Raw genomic sequence first — 19,679 nt, 5'->3', positions numbered from 1 at the left:
AAAAATTATTCCTAGTAGGAAATTCTACAAACTATACCTTGACGTCGGTAACGAGTATGCCAGTATGGGTACGGTCATAAGTACCCATACTCACGGTGAGATTATTTCCAAATGTCTGAAATAATAGATAAAAAGCCACATAGCCAGTTGAAAATCTCTCAGTCTAATGAACTGACCGAGGCTGCTTATTATTTACCTCTTCAGGCTAAACGCGTTTTATGGTTGTGTCTTATGCAGACTTATCGTGAAGATGAACACACAGGATTATTCACAGTGAAGGTAGCGGATTACCAGCGATACTTTAAGGTTTCGCAGGCGACGGCAAGTACCGATGTGCGTAAAGGTATTGAAGAGTTGGGAAGCCGGCAAGTGAGATTTTTTCCCTCTGAAGGTGAGTATGAGGAAATACGGCGGCCCTGGCTAGCTGAGGCTGGACTCAAAAGGGGTAGGGGGCAGTGGAACCTTGAGCTCAACAGTAAAGTAATGCCTTACCTGATAGGCCTTACTAGCCAATTTACAACGTATACGCTCCTTGATTGTGGAAAAATAAACTCCGTGAGAGTGATACGGCTATATGAAAGTTTGTGCCAATTCCGTTCTACCGGGATTTGGATAACCACCGCATCATGGCTAGCCGAACGTTACGAATTACCTGACTCACAAAAAACAAATATGGCCGAAATGAAAAGAACATTTCTTGTCCCCGCCATTGAAAAAATTAATGCTCAAACTCCCCTGAAAATATCAATGAAAGAAGACTCAGGAAAACTCATCTTCTCTATATTATCAGTGCCTCTTACTCTTCCAGGCACTGTTTGATTCTAGCCATACATCTAATATGCCTAGCAGTTGAGATAGACACAACATGTAGTTTTATCCACAGAAACAGTGGATAAAACTAGGGCAGGAGAACCGCCTCGATGAAATGGGGGTAAAACGGCGTGACATAGTCACGTATTGGGTCAGTTTATTATTTTCTTTTTTATTACTTTCTTTCTTTTGAATAAAATATTCTGAACCCCATCCGCCGTCGTGATGCGATCCTTTAGTTGAGCAATTTGACTCGACTTAAGGATCCTCACTCCATGAACATTAACGAATTGATAGAAATAACCCGACAGGCGCGCCAGCGCTATTGTCAATCGCGAAGCCGTCTTGACCACTTCACGTTTATCCTTTGGTATATGGGACTGGGGGCAGTGTGTCAAAACGAACTGGCCCTTTGGTTGGAACGTCAACAAACCTTAGCCGCAATGCACGATCTGGCCTTGCCACCAGAGTGACTTGATTCGGGTTTATCAGTGGTTTAACGAGCTCTTACCCTAGACACCTGGCGGCGTGAGGACCACCCGGCTCGCTGGCCGATTGTCATGTGGATTTGTGGGTAACAACCTACTCCGGTGATCGCTGGTAACTTATCGAGTATGAAAAGCACCACTCGGCAGGCGGGGAGTGAAAAATTCGCCTCAATAGCTAGTGCTTTACGAATAACATCATCAATAATATTCAGCAAACGGACAGAGCGACAATCCGAAAGTTGATCGTGGATCAAGTCCATTGACCAGCATTCATTGCTGTTTACTGGAATAGTCAATGGCTCGGGTTTTTCACGCTGTAGCCGATTTTTCGGCTTTATTAGCATATTAAGCCAAAGCTCTCAGTAGTTTGAGCTAATTATTTTACTCAAATCACTTGATGGTCCAGCAATTACAGTATAAGCGCCCGTCTCCTTACAGTATTAGGGTCTAGATGTTAAAAGGCAGCACGTGGTCCTATATTGGATAAACGGACACTTACCTCATATAACGCATAAAAATTAAGGAAAATACTGCAAGTTGCTATTTTTTACGCAAGTAAAAAGGTAATAGCGAGCGGGTAGGTGGTCGAGGAAAATGCGTTGGTTCATTTGAAACTTTCTCTTCTTATGGCTGTAATATTATTTTTTATAAAAATAGTTATATTAAATATAAAAACATTATTTAAACTATCAAATAAAATATTAACAATAAATATTAATTTAGATTATTTTTAATTGTGAGATATTTTTGATATTTATTGGAAAGTGGTATTTCATAAAAGGCGAATTTTTTAAAAGAAATTATCATTAATTTTTTATTCAAATCATTATCTTTTTCACTTGAATTTTTATTTAAAAGCCCTTCTTTATATTTAACTGCCATTGATTTGAAATCTCTAAGAAATCTATAATAATCAACTATATTTATAGCTTCATTTCCGTTTAAATCAAGTAATTCCGAATTATACATATTATATGCATTATCATCTAAATACTCTGCAATTACTACTAGAGTTAAGGCTTGTGTTTCGTTAAGATTGATTAGATCTTGCAATTTATTAAACTCTTCATCATTAACTTCTTTTGGGGTAATTACGTAATTATGGTTATAAACAATTTCAGCGGCTATTATATTCCTAACTTTATCTTCTCTTCTGTTTTCTTTAAATAACTCGTATCCCATATTAGAAATAAAAAGCACCATAGCAACAACTACAGAAACTGCTTGTATCCAATCTGATAGTTTTACTTTCATCATTTAATTTTACATCCTTTTAAATTTTTAACTTACTAATATATTTATATTTTATAATAACACCGCACTTACCTTGCCGAATGTTTACTAGAACATTTATTCGTGATGATTATAGTACAACTGAGTTAAACTGTATTGCAGAACGTGTTTTATATTTTAAAATTGATTTATTTGGAATCCAACACTTGGCTCTGTCACAACAATAGCGCATTAATCAATGTGGTGGCGCCTGAGCGTTTTATCGACGAGGGTGGCATTAACACCAAGCGCCCTAAGCCGCGTCGAAGCGGTTTTAGCGGTACGGCAGCGGAGAGGTAACTACCAGTATGGTGTACATGCCTTTTTAATGACAATTCAACTGACACACTCCCCATTACTGTTCAATAAATGAACTTAGCGTACGTTTCCGTACGATTGGGCTTCAGCCCCTGTTACCAACCCTATTGAGGGAAGTAGACTATCAGGCTCAGGGGGAGAATGACTATATTTCGCTCAAAGCGGATGTCACCTGGAAATTCAGAAGCGCTTCATAGAAAAACACCCTCCACCAGAATTTTTGCCATCTGAACTATTTTACTTTATAAAATTAGTTTATCCATAGCTCCGTGACCTGCTATGACATTTGACTATATGTCATAACGATATGCCTATACCAAAGTACCTCTAACTTTGACAAAAAATGTTCTCCGGTTACCGACATCTCTCATCCTCATGTGGATAATGAGCCTGAACATAATTCTTCCCGAGGAATAAAACGATGTCTGCTGATTTCAATTGCCTGTCTGAGAATGTCAGGCAATTGCTTATAGACAAACTACACAACTGGAGATATGGCGTCGGTCCGGCATGGCGTTCAATATGGCCGGTCTTTGACCGACATATTTAACGCCATCAAGAAATGGCCACGGTCTACGAGGAACTGGCAGTGCGGGGGATAGTAGGGACCCGGCTCTGGATCCTGCTGTAGCAGCTTATTTTTGCGACAGTCCTCGGCACCGAGGAAAAGGATGCCCGAATGCACTCGGATTCCCAGGAACTTACCGAACTCAATGAAGCAATTTGCGAAACAAGCGCAGCAGGCTGGCTGCGATGATTGAGCGCAGGTCCGAATTACTGAATCTTAATGGCCATTTCTACTGTGAGCGACAGATAAGTTTGACGGCATTGATAGACGAAACGGGTAAAGATAACGGCTATTATCAGTCTTTCCTCTAAAATGAGCTCAGCCGCCTTAATGCATACGATCTCAAATACTTGTCGGCTATTGAGGATATCCTTCACGTAATGGGGCAGGAAGACGTAACGATTGAGTTCGCTGATGATGCCACCGAGGCCATCATTAATGTCCGACGCCCTTCATTGACGGACTATTTTAGGGAGCTGTTTGACCGTATTAACGAGCAAAAAAAAGAACTTGGTTACTATTCATTACCCCGAGGTTTCAAACTGTCAGATGAAGCTCTGGCGACGGTATGCAATACTACCTGTGATCTTGAGCCGGAGGATATCGTTGATGCCGCTTATGTAAAGCGGACCCGCACCGGCTGAAAGAGCAGGTTGTCATGACTGGATGGTGATAGAAAATACCATCCAACTTCCCGTCAGAACTGACTAAAATCGCTCTTGGGCCAGGGCTTTTCTGATTTCTGCCATAAGTTCAGGATATTGTTTACCAGCCTCAATGCGATCCAGGCGCTGTTCAATCGTAGCCGGTTCGCCCAGAAATTCACTTAGGCTAGTGAGGTCCAGACTCCGGTAACGTCCTATGGCACTGCTAATCCCCTGAGATCTTAAGCGTATAAGCAGTTGCAGCAGGTTATCATCGCTTTGGATAATCTCTTTTGCCCATGTCTCAACGCTCTCAGGACTATCAATATCTCTCCAGGCATAAACGTACGACAGGAGTTCGTTAGTGTTTAAAAGAGTGAGTTTAATCTCGTCAAGGTTCAGACGTTCTGCCAGCCGCAGGCACACGGCGTCCAGTTCTTCGTCGGACAGCACTTGGTCACTAACCATCACCGGCCGATCTCCGACCCGCCCATTTTGCCACAGCAGATGCCGTACATAACCGGCGATCCAGAACCAGGATTCATCCTCTTTACAAAGAGACAGGAGGAGGGTTAAAGAGGTTTCCCTGTGCTCCTCACACATTTTACGTAACAACCTGTCGACCACGCCGTACATATCAAGATCGTAAAGTGCAAACCAACTATCTCGTGCCTGATAACGTTTAATGATCTCATCACCGTAACGGAAGAAAAAAAGTAGCAAACCTTTGCAGGCTGCCGCGCTTCGCGTGGCGATCATCGCCGGGGAAAGCTGACTGAGAATGTGTTCAAACCAGGTGCGTGATGACACATTGTTGCTATTGATACGTTCCAGCAGACGTTTCGCCATCACGCTCTGCTGTGCGGGATCGGCAGCCTGGCGAAACAGGTCATCAAAGAAGTCCGGTGGCAGCACATTTTGCGGAGAGGAAAAGGCGAAGTAGTAACGCCAGTAGGCGCCACTTCCCAGCCGTTTGTGCGTCGTCATCTTTGCGCGGTCCTGATCCAGCGTTTGAGAAAAAAGCTTAATGTCTTCATTCCTAAACCCGGAAATACCCGGCACCCAGCTACTGAGACGGAAAGCCGTACGCGCCGTTGAAGGCGGGAAATTCCCCAGATGTTCGACCAGCGATGTTGTCAGCGCGGTTTGTTCTTCTTCGCTGACGCTGCCGTCACCTGACTCAACAACAGCACGCTCCGTCAGGTATTGCTCTATCCAGTCATACAGCCCGGCGTTGCTGATGCGGATAAGTTGCAGCAGGCACAAATCAGGCAGGTAGACGTAATCACGCACTCCGCCGTAGCGAAATTTCAGCACGTTAAGAGCCAGCTTTACTTCACGCGGCGTAGACAGCGCGGCACCGTATAAATCCGTCACGCAGTGAAGGTCGGCCAGCAATCCGGCCTCGGCACCGGTGCCATTGACAGCATGATAGAGGGTCGTGACACCGTTGATAAATTCCCGCCTCAGACTAAAGGCCTCCGGGCGTGGCAGGCTGAATGATATCTGCACGATTTTTTGCAAGTAGGCGCCGCCGTCCGTTACCCCAAGACCGGTTTGTATGGCATGTGCCAGCACCGCTTTGTCGTAACACAGGATGTAGCAAAAGCGGGGAAAATCCGCCACCGACTTCACCAGGCGAATGACCTCCACGGCCTGAGCGGGTTCCAGCCGATCCAAATCATCCAGCACAACGATAAAACTCAGATCAAGTGCGGTAATTTTATCGGCTATCTCGGCGCGCAACTCGGCGGTCGTCTTTCTGTTCGCCAGAAGCTCCGCGTCTGAGTAGGCCTTCAACACGCCGCTGGTATTGGGCATGCCGGGTACCAGTGCGGCAAATTCGGCCACCGGTGCCAAGCGGCGGGCGGTCGACTGGCTGTAGCGCAAAACGGTGGACGCCGTGTCAGTCAGCGTTTTTTTTCGCTTCAGGCGTCTGAGCGCAGAGGCCGATAACACTCGTTTCTCTTCTTCAGCGATAATGGCCGCGACCGGCAAAAGTAGGGACTCGACCGGGCTGACGCTTCCGCCATCCAGCCAGGGTGACACGGACAGCACAAAGGTCCGCTCGTCCAGACCGGCCTCAAGGGCGAGACGCAATAAATTGAGCAGGCTGGTTTTACCGGAGCCCCAGGCGCCCTCAATGCCGATAACGGCGCTGCCGTCTCGTCCCAGCCCTGTTATTGCGCGAGCCAGCTGCTCGGCGACGTGGGTAAAACCGTAACGATCCTCATCCGGGTGGTGCACGGAGGCATCAAGGCCGGCATTGATATGCGCGCCATCTTCCGTCTGTTCATCAGTCATTCTACAATTCTCCGTACAGCGCCTGCAGGGGGGATTGCCGCACTGTGGCCGCTGACCGCTCAGTTTGCCGCGAGCAGACCGTCTGCTTTGTCACGCAGCCATCCATACAGTTCGCTGCCATCCAGATGTCCTGCTTTCAGGGTGATTTCCCTTTTTCCCACGGTGCCTTTGTATTTTTTAATGTTACATAGCAAAGTCGCGTGTACTCCCTTCTCGTCGATGTAGACGCGATCGCTGTACTCCGCAAACTGGTTCAGAGTCAAATCGATGTACCAGGTGTCCAGCTTCACAATCACATGGGACTCTATCGTCGAAGATTTAGCTTCACGAAACTCTAGAGTGGTGCACATACTGATGATCTGAGGCTCCAGTGTCGGGTCACCCTCCTTCAGATACTGTGCTAGAAAATGGCTGGTCAGGGCACAGCAGCCGCGCGGAAAACCATTCAGTTCTACACGCCATCGGGGCATATGGAAGCATTCGTGTGAGTGGGTATCCGCAGCCATGACCAGCGCATTGCGAAACGCATGAATGCGGCGCTGAATCACCAGCGTCATGAGTTCACCTTCCCGCTTTTCGGTTCCTGACGCGCCAGGGCCAGCAGTTCGGTCTGCAAGTGCCGGATTTCGCCACGGGCTTCCTTCAGATCCGCTTTTGTCTCCGCCAGCTGCGCCGTCAGGTGCTCGCCGGTGGTGGTAAGCCTCGCCACCTGTTCTCTCAGCGGCAGCGCGTCGGCACGCAGCTCCCGGACGTCGACCAGTAGCCGATCCCGCTCGGTGACCACCTCGCGCAGTACCGCCAGCTCACTCTCCAGCTGCGCCACTTTCAGTAGGGAGACGTCCCGTTCCTGATCGGCCTGCGCAATGTCTGCATCGGCCTGCTCGCGGGCACCCAGGGTGTTTGTGTCCGCCTGCTGACAGGCGGCCTGCCACAGCAGGCCCAGCTGGCCGGTCAGCAACTGCATCAGCTCCGGCGGCAGGGCCTGCATCCGGTCCGCAGCCGTTTCGCGCTGACGGGCGCGGAAGGCGCGCATCACCGGCGAGATGTGGGACAGGGAGCCGCCACCAAGGTGTTGGCGAACCTGCTCGTTGGTGGGCGTAGGGTTACCGGCCGCGATGAGGCTGGCGGCCGCGTCCTCGATCCGGCGGACGGTTTCAGGGGAAAGAGTGCTCATGGGGGGCTCCAAGTGTCAGGGCGATGATGTGATAGTAAGATAAGTAGAAAAATACACAATACGAAGTATAAATAATACACATAATACATACAATATATGTACTACATACACACGTACTCACTTTCGCGTCGCAGATCCGATTTGTGTTGGAACCGGAACTCTTGAGGTCTGTGCCGATAAGTGCAACATTCTTCCAATCTTTTTTTGTTTCGCCTTCTGCTTACCCGCACAGACTGACATGGGACGTTGTTATGTACTTTTACGTTGATGAAACCGGTCATACCGGTCCGAACCTGTTTGACCAGACGCAGCCAGTGCTGTCTTACGGCGTACTGTCTTCCCATGACGATCTGGATAAGGTTGCAGAAAAAGAGCTCGCCGCGTTGCGTAAAAAGCTGGGAGTGCAACGTCTTCACGCCGCAGAGCTGGGAGTGCACCGACTTTCGAATGTCGTTGATACCCTTCTGATGCTGCAGAAAAAACACCGGATCCGTTTTGATATCTGGCAGGTGGTCAAACGTGACCACGCCATTATTTCCTTTTTCGATCAGGTTTTTGATCAAGGCATGAATCCGGTAGTGCCGTGGATGGCCAACTGGACCCCGCTTCGTTATCCGCTGCTGCTCAACCTGGCGAGCTTGTTTGATGATGAGCTGGCTGAAAAAGCATGGCGAGCCCGCCTTGAGGCGCACAACGAACGATCGGCGGAGCTGTTCCGGGAAGTCTGTGGGACTTTGCTCCGGCGCGTGAACATTCTCGATATCCGTTCGGTAGAGCTGATTACCGACGCGCTGAACTGGGCGACGGTCAACTTTGACAAGCTGGGGTATAACTGTAAAACCAACAAGGACAAGCTGCAGATCATGCCTAACATGATCGGATTCCAGTCCGTGTTGCACGGCATCTGCATCCGCCTGGGGGGGACTAACCGGAGGGCGGACATCATCGTTGACCAGCAGTCGCAGTTCAACACGACACAGCGCGAGTTGAGCGAGTTCTACCGGCAGATACGGGAGCAGCCGTGGCCGCTGGGACCGGGTCTGCCCGTCATGGACATGAAAAACATGCCAGCTGAGCCGCTGGTATTTCAGTCAGGCACCCGCAGTCCGGGACTGGAGCTGGTTGACGTTTATCTCTGGACGTTCAAGCGGTTCATGGAGAACAAGGAGCTGACGAAGCCGCTTTCGCGCCTCGTATACACAAACCGCAATACGGCCAGCACCGACTGCGTGTCGCTTTTTTCTGTTGCTAAACGGTTCCGTGAGTCTTTTGAGAATATGCCTGAGCCTTCGCCGGAGATGATGGAAAAAGCACAGAAGGCGCTTGATTTAGATGAGGCACGACGACTGCAGCATCGGGTTACGGGCTTTAACCAGCCCTGACTGCTTGCTTCACGCGCTGTCTATAACAAATGTCGGTATCGCTGATATAAGGTCGTAATTCATCGGAAAAATTGTCCACTCCACCCAACATGGTCTTTCCTTAAGGTTCCAACATCCCAAAAGGAAGCACCATGTTAAGCAGAGAGGGCCACCTAATGATAAAATAAATGCGCACGCAAGGCGCTTATATTATTGATGTTGGCCGTTTATAGGTTGCTGAGAACGCAAGGTCATGCGACATCTTATGCTGCTCTTAACCGACCCGGTGCGTGCTTTTACGACGGCGTATGGCCAAGCTCGAACCCTATATGCCTTTATCGATACGCGCCTGAGTTAACACGTCTGGAATACGCAAGTAATCTTCGAGGAAATCAAGGGACAAGGGTATGACGGCGACACCACCGTGCTGCGGAAATATATCCAGCCTAAACGTCGTCTTCGATACGGTCGTGAAACCATCCGCTTCGAAACACAATCGAGCTATCAGTTGCAACACAACTGGGCAGAGGTAAGGTAAATCATGATAAACGAAAAAAAGGTTAAGGCGCTCTATAAAAAGGCAGCTCAAGATCCGAAACACTTGATATTTTTGAGCGCAAAGCTTCTATCAGGGCTTAGTCAGGAAGTTAAACAAGAACGGGCAGCTTGTAAAAGCGGTTGCATACACTGCTGTTACCTTAGAGTTGATGCTTATGGATTCGAAGTAGATTCAATCATCTACCATATAAGCACAGAGATGAACAGCAAGACCAGAGGGCTCGTAAAGGAAGCAATAAAGCAGCAGTACAACCTGATAAAAAAACTAACAATTGAACAACATCACCATATTAACGTTCAATGCCCATTATTGATTAATGAAAAATGTAGTGCATACCCCGTACGGCCAGTAGCATGTGCTTCATATCATTCGATGTCAGAAAACCCTTGCAAGAGATCTTATGACAACCCATATGATACGTCCATTGGCATACCTCAAAGCCACAGAGTCGAGAGTCTAAAACTTCAAACGCATAGCTTCATTCAGACGGAGCTGAAATCAGGCTCTCCAAAAGAGCTTATTTCACAACTGTTCTTACATATAAGTGGGGAGCAAGAAAGACCAAGGTGAGACCCCGGCTTTTTACCTTTATGATGTAGACATTTATGAACAACATAGTCACCAAACGCTTCAATGTAGTAATGTAATTTTTGCAGCTTCGAGATTGCAGCCATCCGGCTAGTTTGAAAAGTTGAGAAAAAAAAGGTGAAAAAAGGCAAACCTTAAAGAGTAGACTTGAGACTGTTGCTCGTTGCTTTGGTCGTGATTTTGGATGTTTTCAACTGAAAAACTGCAAAGCAGAAGCAATGAAATGGCTGATGCGGTTTAATTTGCCTTACACAGTCAGCGAACATGGGTTCACTGGCGGTGGTGAAAAGATTGATATGACACCAACTTGCCTCAGGACTCTAATGAGATGATGCAGGAGTGCATGATTGACCCGAAGAAAAGATTGATCACCTACGATAGGATACTCAAAGATGGCAAGCTTAACTGATTATCAAGGAAGAAATGGTTATGCAGTAGTTGTGCCTTTCCGTAGTGGTATCTATAGGATAGAATCGGTATTGACAACTATAAGTGATTATAAGCCATGGTAAATAAAATGTTACGCACAGCAAAAATAACAGCGGCTATTCTTATTCTGCTATCAAACCATGCGTTATCTTCTGAGTTAGCAAAGTGGGTATTTCCGAACAATGCAACGCCAGTTCTTTATCCAAGTGAAATGAGTGAATTGCCGATTGAACTGGCTGTTGTGAATACAGATACATGGTTAGTGTCTCTTCTGGACTTTCGAAAACCAGGCGTACCGGGATCTACATGCTATGACGGTAAAATATCAGAAAGTATACAAACTGGAGCGCCAATACAAATAAACGATAAATATGTTAAGTTTACATATGTATGTATGGGTGAGATCGGAGTTATGCAGCCATTGACAGACCAAGGTAAAAGTTTTTTAAATGAACTTGTTTTGTCTGGGGCTGAAATAAAAATTATTATAAGCGAAAATGAAAAATTAACTTTTCCAAAGTCTGACATACAAGCAATGAAGAAAAAAGTATCTGAGACAAAAATAGCTATGTAATATATTTATAGCATAAGTATAATTTGCAACCATATTTGGTGAGAGCGTTTATAATTCTGTGTCACGTTAAAAGTACTACAACGTAACCACTTTATCGAGGCGGCCTTCAAAATAGATAGCCAACTGAGACAATGTCAAATTCCAGCTATGGAGCGGCATTGTCCATTTTTCCTGCGCATTCATAATCCCAAGATAAAGTAATTTCAACAAACTGTTTTCATTCGGGAAAGCGCCTTGAATCAAGAAGATAGTGCTTGATGATCTTCAAGAGCATACTCGAAATCGGCGACAAGTAGAAAATTATCAATGCAATACTGGCGGTCAGTTTGTATTTTCTCGTAACGTTCCTTTAGCCAGTTATAAGAAGATTTTCGAGTAGCTAATGGCAACGACTCATTCTGTATAGTCCGAAGTAGCACGGCACAAACTATTAGAAATGTTGCATCCTTGCGCTTTCGGTAGTACGCTGATTTAAACAAGTTTTCGATAAGTTCAATTGTTTCAGCGTATTGGCATATTTCATTTACAAACTGCTGATTATGTACTTGTGCCATAAGTTCGGCCTGAACTTTTGCAATTTTGATCCGAAGGGAAAAATAGCCAAACCCAAACATAGGTCATTCTCTTTATTGTGTGGCGATATGCGTATGATACGTAAACGCCAACACAAATGCTATTGTCGGCATCGTTGATATAAGGTCGTAATTCATCGGAAAAGTTGTCCACTCCACCCAACATGGTCTTTCCTTAAGGTTCCAACACCAAAAAAGGAAGCGCCATGTTAAGTAGAGAGGACCACCTAATGATAAAACAAATGCGCACGCAAGGCGCCTATATTATCGATATTGCCCGTTATATCGGTTGTTCAGAACGCACGGTCAGACGGCATCTTATGCAGCCTGAACCGACCCGGTGTACGCCCTCACGACGGCGCATGACCAAGCTCGAACCCTATATGGCGTTTATCGATACGCGCCTGAGTGAACACGTCTGGAATGCCCAAGTCATCTTCCAGGAAATCAAGGCGCAGGGGTATGACGGCGGCACCACCGTGCTGCGGGAATATATCCAGCCCAAACGCCGTCTTCGGCACGGGCATGAAACCGTCCGCTTCGAAATATAGTCATTCGCACCCTGAGAGTTACACTTTTAAGTGATTCAGGGTATGCGCTTACTGGTTACGAATATTGTGCCAGAATCATGTGATTTGATGATTTCCGCTTCGCTTTCGAGCCAGTAAGTGCTCCACGTTCGCTAACGAATACTCAGGGCATGCAGACAAACTGCTGACTATATTTCTTTCGAAGAGCGTGGAATGCATACCAATCCCCGGTGAAAAGGAGTTGGTTATGACTGCGATAGATCAGTTTGCTGCTCATGTTGGTCTGGACTGGGCGGATAAAAAACGCCTATGGCGACAGCGGTATGCCAAACCCCGACTGAAGGTCTTCCATCAGTGGCTCATGTTGCAACAGCCGCAGGCCGCGCCTAACTCCGCACTGCGCAAAGCGTTGGACTACACCCTGAAACGCTGGTCGGCCTTACTGCGATATTTGGATGACGGCCGAGTACCCATAGATAATAACCGCGCAGAAAATGTCATACGCCCGGTAACCGTGGGCAGAAAAAACTGGATGTTCGCCGGGTCGTTGCGCGCTGGGCAACGTATGGCCGCTATCCTGAGCCTGCTGGAAACCGCTAAACTCAACGGCCACGATCCTTATATCTGGCTGCGTGACGTATTAACGCGCCTCCCCACTTGGCCCAATAACAGAATAGCCGAGCTGTTGCCCTACGCCGAAAATAGCTTCAACTGATACTGGTCAGTCTATAACATTATTTTATCCGCACAACGTGAGTTCACCGACCCCTTACGTATGTTAGCTGAAGGAAGCCTGCCGACAGATCTTTTTTAATAAGAAAGCGAGGCTGGGTGATCGAGTAGATTACCGGCGTCATCGGCAGGCTGTCGGCCATTACCGGCGGGGCAGCCACTTAGTTTTTTATGAATGGGGATCTCCTCGGTGGACATAATTAGTATGTCGGCAGATCTCTACAAGTTACAGGCTAGATTCTGCGAGATGGCTACAACTTTAACTAGCTGAATTTCTATTTTTCAGGGTTTCCAAAAGCGCTGTAATTGGAGCGGGATCTACGCCATCTGGTATGTAAATGGTATCATCTGGGTTTAACCCAATTATATCTGGATCATTTTTCTCGATTTGCCATGCCCATTTCACATTAATATTTTTAATTAATATTCCAAATTGATCAGGAAATTCTTCATGAATATCATCAAGCATTGAATTGCAGCCAAAAAAGCAGGCCCCCAGTCTTGTATATTCTTGAATAAATCGGTCAAGATTTTCTGTCGTACTTGGTGTCATAGTACAAATCCTAGAAATACAAGTCATTCTTGTATGTGTGTTTAATAAATTCATTGATTCTGAAATTATTACTTTATACCAAGCTGTATTTTTAGAAGATATACCTTTCAATATAGTTATTTTTATTCTATTTTTATCATCATTTGTACCAATTTCGGAAAAAAAATCGTCAAATATTGCCTTGCCGTCTTTTTTGTTTTTAAACATCAGGACAAATCCAGGAATCCTATTTATTGACTGCAAAAATACAACACCATGCCATTTAGCCAAATCCCATAACCTAGGTTTTATTAAATTTTGAATTACAAAATCGTCATGTCTAATATTTTCATCCTCTTCCAACCCTTTCGGAACGCTCTCTTTACCAAACTTCAAGTTAGAAAGAGGTATGCTATCAGTAGTTTTTGGATGATTAAAGTCCCAGGCCTTATCCCTTTTTAATGGAAAAGTAATGCCACTCTCGTTTTGAGTAAATAGTAAAGTCACTTCACTATCAATATTATTTCCTAAAACGTTGGCTGATGCGAATATACTTGCTCCTAGGGTAGATAATCTCTCTAAGGCACCATCATTGAGAAGCATTTTCTCAAGTAAATCACTTCTCTTTAATAAAAATATTTCTGGGATTAAGTTTAAAACGAGTTGTTGACTCCAACTTTGAAAATTGTCTTGATTTAGCATTAAAGTAGTTAGAGTGTCAAATCCGCTGCATACTATATTTATCGTTAATTTTCTATTGCGAGATTCAATTTCATGACATATTGAAAAATGATCATCATCAGCCGTTACATCAATTAAAATCGAAGGCTCTTTAGGGTGAATTTTGTCTACAACACAAGTTGCGAAAGTTCCTTCTAGTATGGAAAGCAATGAAGTCGAAAAGTCATGAAACGGGGAGCGGTTAGGAAAGTTAATAGTAATTTGACAACCCGCAATGTTAGTGAAGTATGTACCTCTTCTACCAAATGAATGGTTCATTCCACATGGCTTGACTCCAAAATTAAAATCTCGTAGTTTAATAAGATAGTCTAATAAATCATTATCAACTTTAGTATGATAAGTTTGCTCAAATGTGTCTTCATGCCCAAGTATATAAATTAGAGTGCCAGAAGACGCAAAGAAATTAAATGAATTTAGCGCTTCTGGCATATTGCTCATTTTTTTTAACACTTCAAATTCCATGTTAAGGATAAGTTGACTAATAAAAGCATCCATATTTTCATGATCTTTTTCATCGATTGGGTTTTCGCCAATATTAGTTCTGATCATTATCGTAAGTTCTAACCATTTTAATGCGTATCCTAAACGACCTAATTTCAGTTCAAGCCACGATAGGTGATAGTATGTTTTTAATTGATAAATATTTAATTCATCCTTATCCCAATATCTATCGGTAAGCATTGAAGCAGCAAATACCATGCATGCTCGCGCGCTCCATAGCAAACCTACACTTTCATAAGCAGCTGAACAAACCTTAAGGGCTAATATGAACTGATCTGATGATTCTTTTTTATACAAAGAAATCATTGACTTCCCTATTATTTTTATTGCCTCATAGGGTTTACCTGAGCTGAGTCTTTTTATACCTCTTTTCAATTGCATCTCCGCACCAATAATCTCCCCATCTCGCAATGAAAGTTGTTTGGTAATGAAATCTAACAAGTTTTCATAGGCATGGTTGCCATTAAAAAAATCATCCATTTCATTTATCAATCCAAACATTTTCTCAAATGGATAACCTATAAGGTTTGTGCTTCCTTTCATTATATCTAGTAGTAAACTAAAAATTTTAGAACGTTCTTCTTCCGTTATACTATTTTGTAATTGATATATCAAAACTTGCGTTTTAGCATATAGTGAATTGCTGGGTCTAGACTCATTCTTGGCTATATTATTTAGTTGGCTTAGCATTTCACCCTCAATTGAGTTAATATCAATTGAAGACTCTAATTTAGTCATTCTGAGATAGGACTTATTTACTGTAACTAAATTCAGAAGGTATTCCCACTTACTTGCATTAGTTGATGAAATGATGGTTTTATAAACGCAGCTCAAATTTTCTTCAAAAGTTTCGAAATCTTCAAGCCAGAAATGTGATTTCCATGCATACTGATAATATGCTTCTAGTTTTTGTTGGTTGGTGCCAAATTTTTCTGCTATTTTTATTGCTCTCATAAATTGAGAGTTAACTTCATTATTAGAATATTCTAACTCTGCACTCAATATCGCCATATCTAAGAAAACACTTACTTCATCTACTTTTATTTTTGTGGGATTTATTTCTCTTTCAATTTTATGTTTAATTTCATCAAGCTTTCTTTTTTTCTTATAGTCGTTATCACCAAGATTAACTTCACTTTTAAAATAAGTTTGAACAGAGAGTTCTTCAATAGCAATATATTGAAGTCTCTCTTTGAAAATCTGGTCTAAGATCCAACTTATATCCAGTATTCTTACATCCATGCTAGTTTCTTTGCTAAGAGCTGCTTCTACGGCTGAGCGTTGATTAGATTTGACATATTGATTTGTTATGCAAAAAACCTTTTTATAACCAGTTAGTGCATCCTTTACTTTAGTTACATCCTCTTTGCATTTTTTTTTCCAATCTTTTCTAGTGCTGACAGCGAAAGCCCATCGTTCCTTATGTGATGCATCATTGATGCCTTCATACCACAACAAGGCAATTTGTTCTGAGACTGGGAAAGTTTGCGTGTCAGTTTTACCATCACCTCCTGCAACAGGGCCGGTTTGAGCCAAAAGATTAGGACATATGATTTTTTCACATAGCCTTTTAGCAAAACCCTCAAACTCAAGTTCCTGGCTTCGCGCGTTAAGGCTTGAAATGTAATGTTCAAGTATGGGTCGATCTAAAGATCCTGATTCGACAACCACAGAATCAGAAAATCTCTCGGGGCGTCGTTGTTTCATAAATTCTTTTGGCGAAAAATCTTGGGCATTGTCTGTTGACATCTCTTAGACCTTTTGATAGACGTGCGGGAATTTATTTTTCTCAGCACCTTAAATTTTGTTGCAATAAATAAGCATATAAAAAGGAGTTTATGCCCAATCCATGAAAATATCTTTACGACATTTATGTATACCCTAGTGTCATGGCCAAAATTATGGCAATTTCCCTATTGGATCATTATCTATCTGTCATGTACATTATGATCATTACTTAAATGACACCTAGAGGTCAAAATATGTACATTCACGGGTACCTCCGGGCATCGACGAAAGAACAGGATGCTCTCCGGGCAAAAAACAGGATGAAAACGTTTGTCGAGGAGAAAGGCTATCGGTTGGCCAGCTGGTACACCGAAAATGTCTCCGGTGCTTCACTTCAGCGTCCTGAGCTTTTACGCCTGCTCGATGATGCTGCTCCTGGTGATATTATTCTCATCGAACAAGTAGACCGTCTTTCGCGCCTGGATGAAGAGGGCTGGCAAAAACTAAAGTATCTCATTCAGGAAAAACATCTCGTCGTGGTCAGCCTTGATCTGCCTACAAGCCATATGGCACTTACAGCAAACGCTACAGATGAGTTCACCCAGGCTATGTTGAAAGCCATCAATGGCATGATGCTCGATATGCTGGCAGCTATCGCACGGAAAGATTACCAGGACCGCCGCCGGCGTCAGGAAGAAGGAATAACAAAGGCTAAAGCAGCCGGTAAGTTCCGAGGACGCCAAGCTGACCAGCAGTTGCACGGCAAGATCCTCGAGCTTAGGGTTAATAACAAGCAAAGCATAAGAGACACAGCAAGATTGTGTGGGGTATCAGAACGAACGGTGATACGTATAGTAAAGAATGCCACAACCGAAAATAGCCATGAGAATCAAACAGCATAAATACCAAAATGGTATGATCCTACCAAGATTTGACGGACACGCTGTTAAGTGAGGTACCCATTTTGACCAGGGAGAAGAACATGCCTACCCACTACAGTATTCACATCACGCGAGGCGAGACGACCAAGCTTTATACGCCTGAGTTTCAAAACGAGGTGAAGTACGCTGCAGGTTGGAAAGCGACCCTGCAGAAAGCCCATCAACATGGAATTGTCCAGTGCAAATGTCCGGGACAGGGTGAACGACGTCTGGTGGTCCGCTATTATGAAAAAACAGATTCCTATTCCCTCGCACGCTGGCCAGGTGCGGGCCCTGAGCACGCACGTGATTGCAAATGGTGGTCCATGATTTCTGAGACCTCTGGTATCAGCGGCTACCAAGATGGCGTAGTCAAAGAAAAAGCCGACGGCACATTGGTCATTCGACTGGCTGTGGGAATGAAACAGCAAACCCCTCGTCAAAACCCGGATGAAAACGATGCATCATCACCTCCAGTTAACCCAGGGAAACGGCGTCAATCCACGATGAGTCCCTTGGGACTCATGCATTTATTGTGGACCGGTAGCCAACTCAACTACTGGTATCCCCGGATGCAAGGAAAACGACATATCAGCCTGCTGAACCGTTTGCTGCTGGCCCAGGCTAACGATATTTCTGTCGGAAGAGTCTGTCTAGCCGATGCTCTATTACTGCCGGCAGAGGATGATACCCAAGCTTCGCGAGCGAACGAGGAGAAAGTTAAACTGGCCATTCGAAACAGATCCCGACTTGTTGCTATAGCCCCCTTAGCGAAATATACCCCGGAGCGAGAACAAGGCCTGGGGCGACTGGTCATTACCCATTTCTTTGGCTATCCGCTGATGCTCCTTGATAAGGATATATGGCAAGACACGCTGAGGCGTTTTCCTCATGCGGTCAGTGCCTGGCATCGAGGGGGGAAAATTGTGGCGTGCGCACAAATTGACGTGCCCGAGTTGCTGAATGGTACTTCTGGGGCGGCCAAAGCCCAGGTATTGAAGGTGGGGGTGATGCAGGTAAGTGATCGCTGGATCCCTCTCGACTCGGCCTATGAGGAGATCCTAGAGGCCAAACTCGCTAAAGAAGGACGTGCGTATAGCAAGCCATTGCGCTTTGAAATCGGCGAAGATGTGACTTTACCCGATTTTTGTTTACTGGATACGACCAGTGGGAAGCCGTTCCCAATGGAGGTATTTGGTATGGATACTGCCGACTATCAGGTACGTAAACAGGAAAAAATGGAATGGTATGACGAGGAATATGGTCCTAATGGGTGGTGGTACTGGAATGTAAGCGCTATGTCGGATGACAAATCTTTGCCGCTCCTGCCTATAAAGAAGGATAAATAACGGCTAAAGTTCATTCTTGATGAGTTTGCCCAGAGCTGTGCTGACGTGGCTGGGGACGATGGAGAGCGTCAATAAAATTTACATGAACAACCCGACACTGTGCCGTTTCTGTGTCCGAAACGAAACAATTACGAACACCGAACTAGCAGTGTCTAAACCGTTAACGGGACAGCTCGATCACTCCGTACATCCCTTACATCAATTGAACGAAATCACTCGTTAAGCTCAAAACTCTTAACGTGGGATGATTTCTGAATTCCAAGCGGGCCCATTAATAAAATGGTGTCATAAAATAATTGAACGTGGACCGGAAACAAGCTCCGGGCCTTTTTTAAGCAATTCGACCCTGTCCTTAATTGGGGTTAGAGGACCAATGGAAAGGTTTCATACGCTAAGGAATTATTTGACGAAAATTCAATTAGTTGCAATTTATTCAAGTTAATCATCGACTGATTTAAACTGCATTTTTATGCAATTACTTCACCAATAAATAAATTTTTACTGCGTAAGTTTGGAAGAAACCCAGCCTTGGGTTTCTTTAGGTATTAGCCGACGAACTTATTTTTATCGTAGAATCACTACTTAGCGTAGAAGATCTCAGTGTTCTGAATTAGTAAGTCCATTGATTATTCAATCTCTTCACTGTTGTATTTTCCATACACCATTTTTGGTATTTGCCTCTATAACCACAACAGTAGACACATCACCATTTATTGTTGGGTAGGTTACATTTATTGCGCAAAGAATAATATCATTCTGGATGTTTGTAATATTTAAAGTTTTCGCATTGGTAATATTGTATTTTGTTTCAAAATCATTCACAAAAACATTGCAAGATTTTGTTCTCTCAGACTGCGCTGCATCAGCCTCTTCCATTATTTTTTGTCGTTCGGCAATCATTTCAGGAGTAGGGTGCGCTCTTAAATATGCTTCTTGCGCCTGTTCCTTTTCTAATTTTTTTTGTGCTAGTATCTCCTGACCTGCC

The 19,679-nt window shown here is 44.4% G+C and carries 15 protein-coding genes and 4 pseudogenes; 10 read left to right on the top strand and 9 right to left on the bottom strand.

The window, feature by feature from the left end:
- The first annotated feature begins 111 nt into the window (after window positions 1-111).
- On the top strand, window positions 112-819 hold the full coding sequence (locus SJI19_RS19305; protein ID WP_323479892.1) for a replication initiation protein: 708 nt from the start codon (window positions 112-114) through the stop codon (window positions 817-819).
- A gap of 266 nt (window positions 820-1,085) precedes the next feature.
- Entirely contained in the window at window positions 1,086-1,283 is a 198-nt protein-coding gene (locus SJI19_RS19300; RefSeq protein ID WP_323479891.1) for a hypothetical protein, read from the top strand.
- Between the two features lie 149 nt (window positions 1,284-1,432).
- On the opposite strand, the pseudogene SJI19_RS19295 reads toward SJI19_RS19300, so the two are convergent.
- Window positions 1,433-1,657 (bottom strand): annotated as a pseudogene (locus tag SJI19_RS19295) (IS3 family transposase); the annotation flags it as partial.
- 355 nt (window positions 1,658-2,012) lie between these two features.
- Window positions 2,013-2,555, bottom strand: a complete 543-nt coding sequence (locus tag SJI19_RS19290) for a hypothetical protein (protein ID WP_323479890.1) — start codon at window positions 2,553-2,555, stop codon at window positions 2,013-2,015.
- 1,281 nt (window positions 2,556-3,836) lie between these two features.
- On the opposite strand from SJI19_RS19290, the gene SJI19_RS19285 reads away from it, so the two are divergent.
- On the top strand, window positions 3,837-4,100 hold the full coding sequence (locus tag SJI19_RS19285) for a hypothetical protein (RefSeq protein WP_323479889.1): 264 nt from the start codon (window positions 3,837-3,839) through the stop codon (window positions 4,098-4,100).
- 63 nt (window positions 4,101-4,163) lie between these two features.
- Here SJI19_RS19285 and SJI19_RS19280 read toward each other — a convergent pair whose 3' ends face one another.
- Genes SJI19_RS19280 through SJI19_RS19270 form a run of 3 tightly spaced genes read right to left on the bottom strand, consistent with a single transcriptional unit; the run spans window position 4,164 to window position 7,578 of the window.
- Window positions 4,164-6,404, bottom strand: a complete 2,241-nt coding sequence (locus tag SJI19_RS19280) for a KAP family P-loop NTPase fold protein (protein ID WP_323479888.1) — start codon at window positions 6,402-6,404, stop codon at window positions 4,164-4,166.
- 59 nt (window positions 6,405-6,463) lie between these two features.
- Window positions 6,464-6,961 carry a hypothetical protein gene (locus tag SJI19_RS19275; RefSeq protein ID WP_323479887.1) on the bottom strand — a complete coding sequence of 166 codons (498 nt, stop codon included), beginning with the start codon at window positions 6,959-6,961 and terminating at the stop codon, window positions 6,464-6,466.
- Window positions 6,958-7,578 carry a DNA-binding protein gene (locus SJI19_RS19270; RefSeq protein ID WP_323479886.1) on the bottom strand — a complete coding sequence of 207 codons (621 nt, stop codon included), beginning with the start codon at window positions 7,576-7,578 and terminating at the stop codon, window positions 6,958-6,960. The genes SJI19_RS19275 and SJI19_RS19270 overlap by 4 nt, the downstream gene beginning before the upstream one ends.
- 251 nt (window positions 7,579-7,829) lie before the next feature.
- Here SJI19_RS19270 and SJI19_RS19265 point away from each other — a divergent pair, with 251 nt between their 5' ends.
- From SJI19_RS19265 to SJI19_RS19255, 3 genes are all read left to right on the top strand, one after another.
- Window positions 7,830-8,960, top strand: coding sequence for a DUF3800 domain-containing protein (locus SJI19_RS19265; RefSeq protein WP_323479885.1), 1,131 nt, complete (start codon window positions 7,830-7,832; stop codon window positions 8,958-8,960).
- A 520-nt stretch (window positions 8,961-9,480) separates the two neighbouring features.
- Complete coding sequence (locus SJI19_RS19260) at window positions 9,481-10,068, top strand: YkgJ family cysteine cluster protein (protein WP_323479884.1); 588 nt, start codon at window positions 9,481-9,483, stop codon at window positions 10,066-10,068.
- Between the two features lie 535 nt (window positions 10,069-10,603).
- The gene (locus SJI19_RS19255; protein WP_323479883.1) at window positions 10,604-11,089 is read left to right on the top strand and encodes a hypothetical protein; all 486 of its coding nucleotides are present in this window, start codon (window positions 10,604-10,606) and stop codon (window positions 11,087-11,089) included.
- A 75-nt stretch (window positions 11,090-11,164) separates the two neighbouring features.
- On the opposite strand, the pseudogene SJI19_RS19250 reads toward SJI19_RS19255, so the two are convergent.
- Both SJI19_RS19250 and SJI19_RS19245 read right to left on the bottom strand, forming a co-directional pair.
- A pseudogene (locus tag SJI19_RS19250) lies at window positions 11,165-11,326 on the bottom strand (IS256 family transposase); the annotation flags it as partial.
- Between the two features lie 2 nt (window positions 11,327-11,328).
- On the bottom strand, window positions 11,329-11,703 hold the full coding sequence (locus SJI19_RS19245) for a hypothetical protein (protein WP_323479882.1): 375 nt from the start codon (window positions 11,701-11,703) through the stop codon (window positions 11,329-11,331).
- Window positions 11,704-11,867: 164 nt separating this feature from the next.
- Between SJI19_RS19245 and SJI19_RS19240 the strand changes: the two are divergent.
- Window positions 11,868-12,206, top strand: a pseudogene (locus tag SJI19_RS19240) (IS21 family transposase); the annotation flags it as partial.
- Window positions 12,207-12,483: 277 nt separating this feature from the next.
- Window positions 12,484-12,906: pseudogene (locus tag SJI19_RS19235) on the top strand (IS66 family transposase); the annotation flags it as partial.
- Between the two features lie 276 nt (window positions 12,907-13,182).
- Here SJI19_RS19235 and SJI19_RS19230 read toward each other — a convergent pair.
- Window positions 13,183-16,446, bottom strand: coding sequence for a hypothetical protein (locus SJI19_RS19230; protein WP_323479881.1), 3,264 nt, complete (start codon window positions 16,444-16,446; stop codon window positions 13,183-13,185).
- 233 nt (window positions 16,447-16,679) lie between these two features.
- On the opposite strand from SJI19_RS19230, the gene SJI19_RS19225 reads away from it, so the two are divergent.
- Both SJI19_RS19225 and SJI19_RS19220 read left to right on the top strand, forming a co-directional pair.
- Window positions 16,680-17,327, top strand: coding sequence for a recombinase family protein (locus tag SJI19_RS19225; protein WP_323479880.1), 648 nt, complete (start codon window positions 16,680-16,682; stop codon window positions 17,325-17,327).
- A gap of 80 nt (window positions 17,328-17,407) precedes the next feature.
- Window positions 17,408-18,694 (top strand): DUF1173 family protein, encoded by a 1,287-nt coding sequence (locus SJI19_RS19220; protein ID WP_323479879.1) that lies wholly within the window; start codon window positions 17,408-17,410, stop codon window positions 18,692-18,694.
- Window positions 18,695-19,333: 639 nt separating this feature from the next.
- Here the strand turns inward: SJI19_RS19220 and SJI19_RS19215 are convergent.
- On the bottom strand, window positions 19,334-19,679 hold a 346-nt coding region (locus SJI19_RS19215; RefSeq protein WP_323479878.1), incomplete at its 5' end, for a hypothetical protein.

This window comes from Acerihabitans sp. TG2, assembly GCF_035013185.1.
Lineage (GTDB): Bacteria > Pseudomonadota > Gammaproteobacteria > Enterobacterales > Enterobacteriaceae > Acerihabitans.
This window is presented reverse-complemented; position numbering and strand designations above follow the sequence as displayed.

Bases quoted from the DNA above. Each gene is read 5' to 3' on its own strand.
- SJI19_RS19280 (WP_323479888.1), bottom strand. From the start codon at position 6,404: ATGACTGATGAACAGACGGAAGATGGCGCGCATATCAATGCCGGCCTT.
- SJI19_RS19285 (WP_323479889.1), top strand. From the start codon at position 3,837: ATGGGGCAGGAAGACGTAACGATTGAGTTCGCTGATGATGCCACCGAG.
- SJI19_RS19220 (WP_323479879.1), top strand. From the start codon at position 17,408: ATGCCTACCCACTACAGTATTCACATCACGCGAGGCGAGACGACCAAG.
- SJI19_RS19260 (WP_323479884.1), top strand. From the start codon at position 9,481: ATGATAAACGAAAAAAAGGTTAAGGCGCTCTATAAAAAGGCAGCTCAA.
- SJI19_RS19230 (WP_323479881.1), bottom strand. From the start codon at position 16,446: ATGTCAACAGACAATGCCCAAGATTTTTCGCCAAAAGAATTTATGAAA.
- SJI19_RS19275 (WP_323479887.1), bottom strand. From the start codon at position 6,961: ATGACGCTGGTGATTCAGCGCCGCATTCATGCGTTTCGCAATGCGCTG.
- SJI19_RS19265 (WP_323479885.1), top strand. From the start codon at position 7,830: ATGTACTTTTACGTTGATGAAACCGGTCATACCGGTCCGAACCTGTTT.
- SJI19_RS19255 (WP_323479883.1), top strand. From the start codon at position 10,604: ATGTTACGCACAGCAAAAATAACAGCGGCTATTCTTATTCTGCTATCA.
- SJI19_RS19225 (WP_323479880.1), top strand. From the start codon at position 16,680: ATGTACATTCACGGGTACCTCCGGGCATCGACGAAAGAACAGGATGCT.
- SJI19_RS19290 (WP_323479890.1), bottom strand. From the start codon at position 2,555: ATGATGAAAGTAAAACTATCAGATTGGATACAAGCAGTTTCTGTAGTT.
- SJI19_RS19300 (WP_323479891.1), top strand. From the start codon at position 1,086: ATGAACATTAACGAATTGATAGAAATAACCCGACAGGCGCGCCAGCGC.
- SJI19_RS19245 (WP_323479882.1), bottom strand. From the start codon at position 11,703: ATGTTTGGGTTTGGCTATTTTTCCCTTCGGATCAAAATTGCAAAAGTT.
- SJI19_RS19305 (WP_323479892.1), top strand. From the start codon at position 112: ATGTCTGAAATAATAGATAAAAAGCCACATAGCCAGTTGAAAATCTCT.
- SJI19_RS19270 (WP_323479886.1), bottom strand. From the start codon at position 7,578: ATGAGCACTCTTTCCCCTGAAACCGTCCGCCGGATCGAGGACGCGGCC.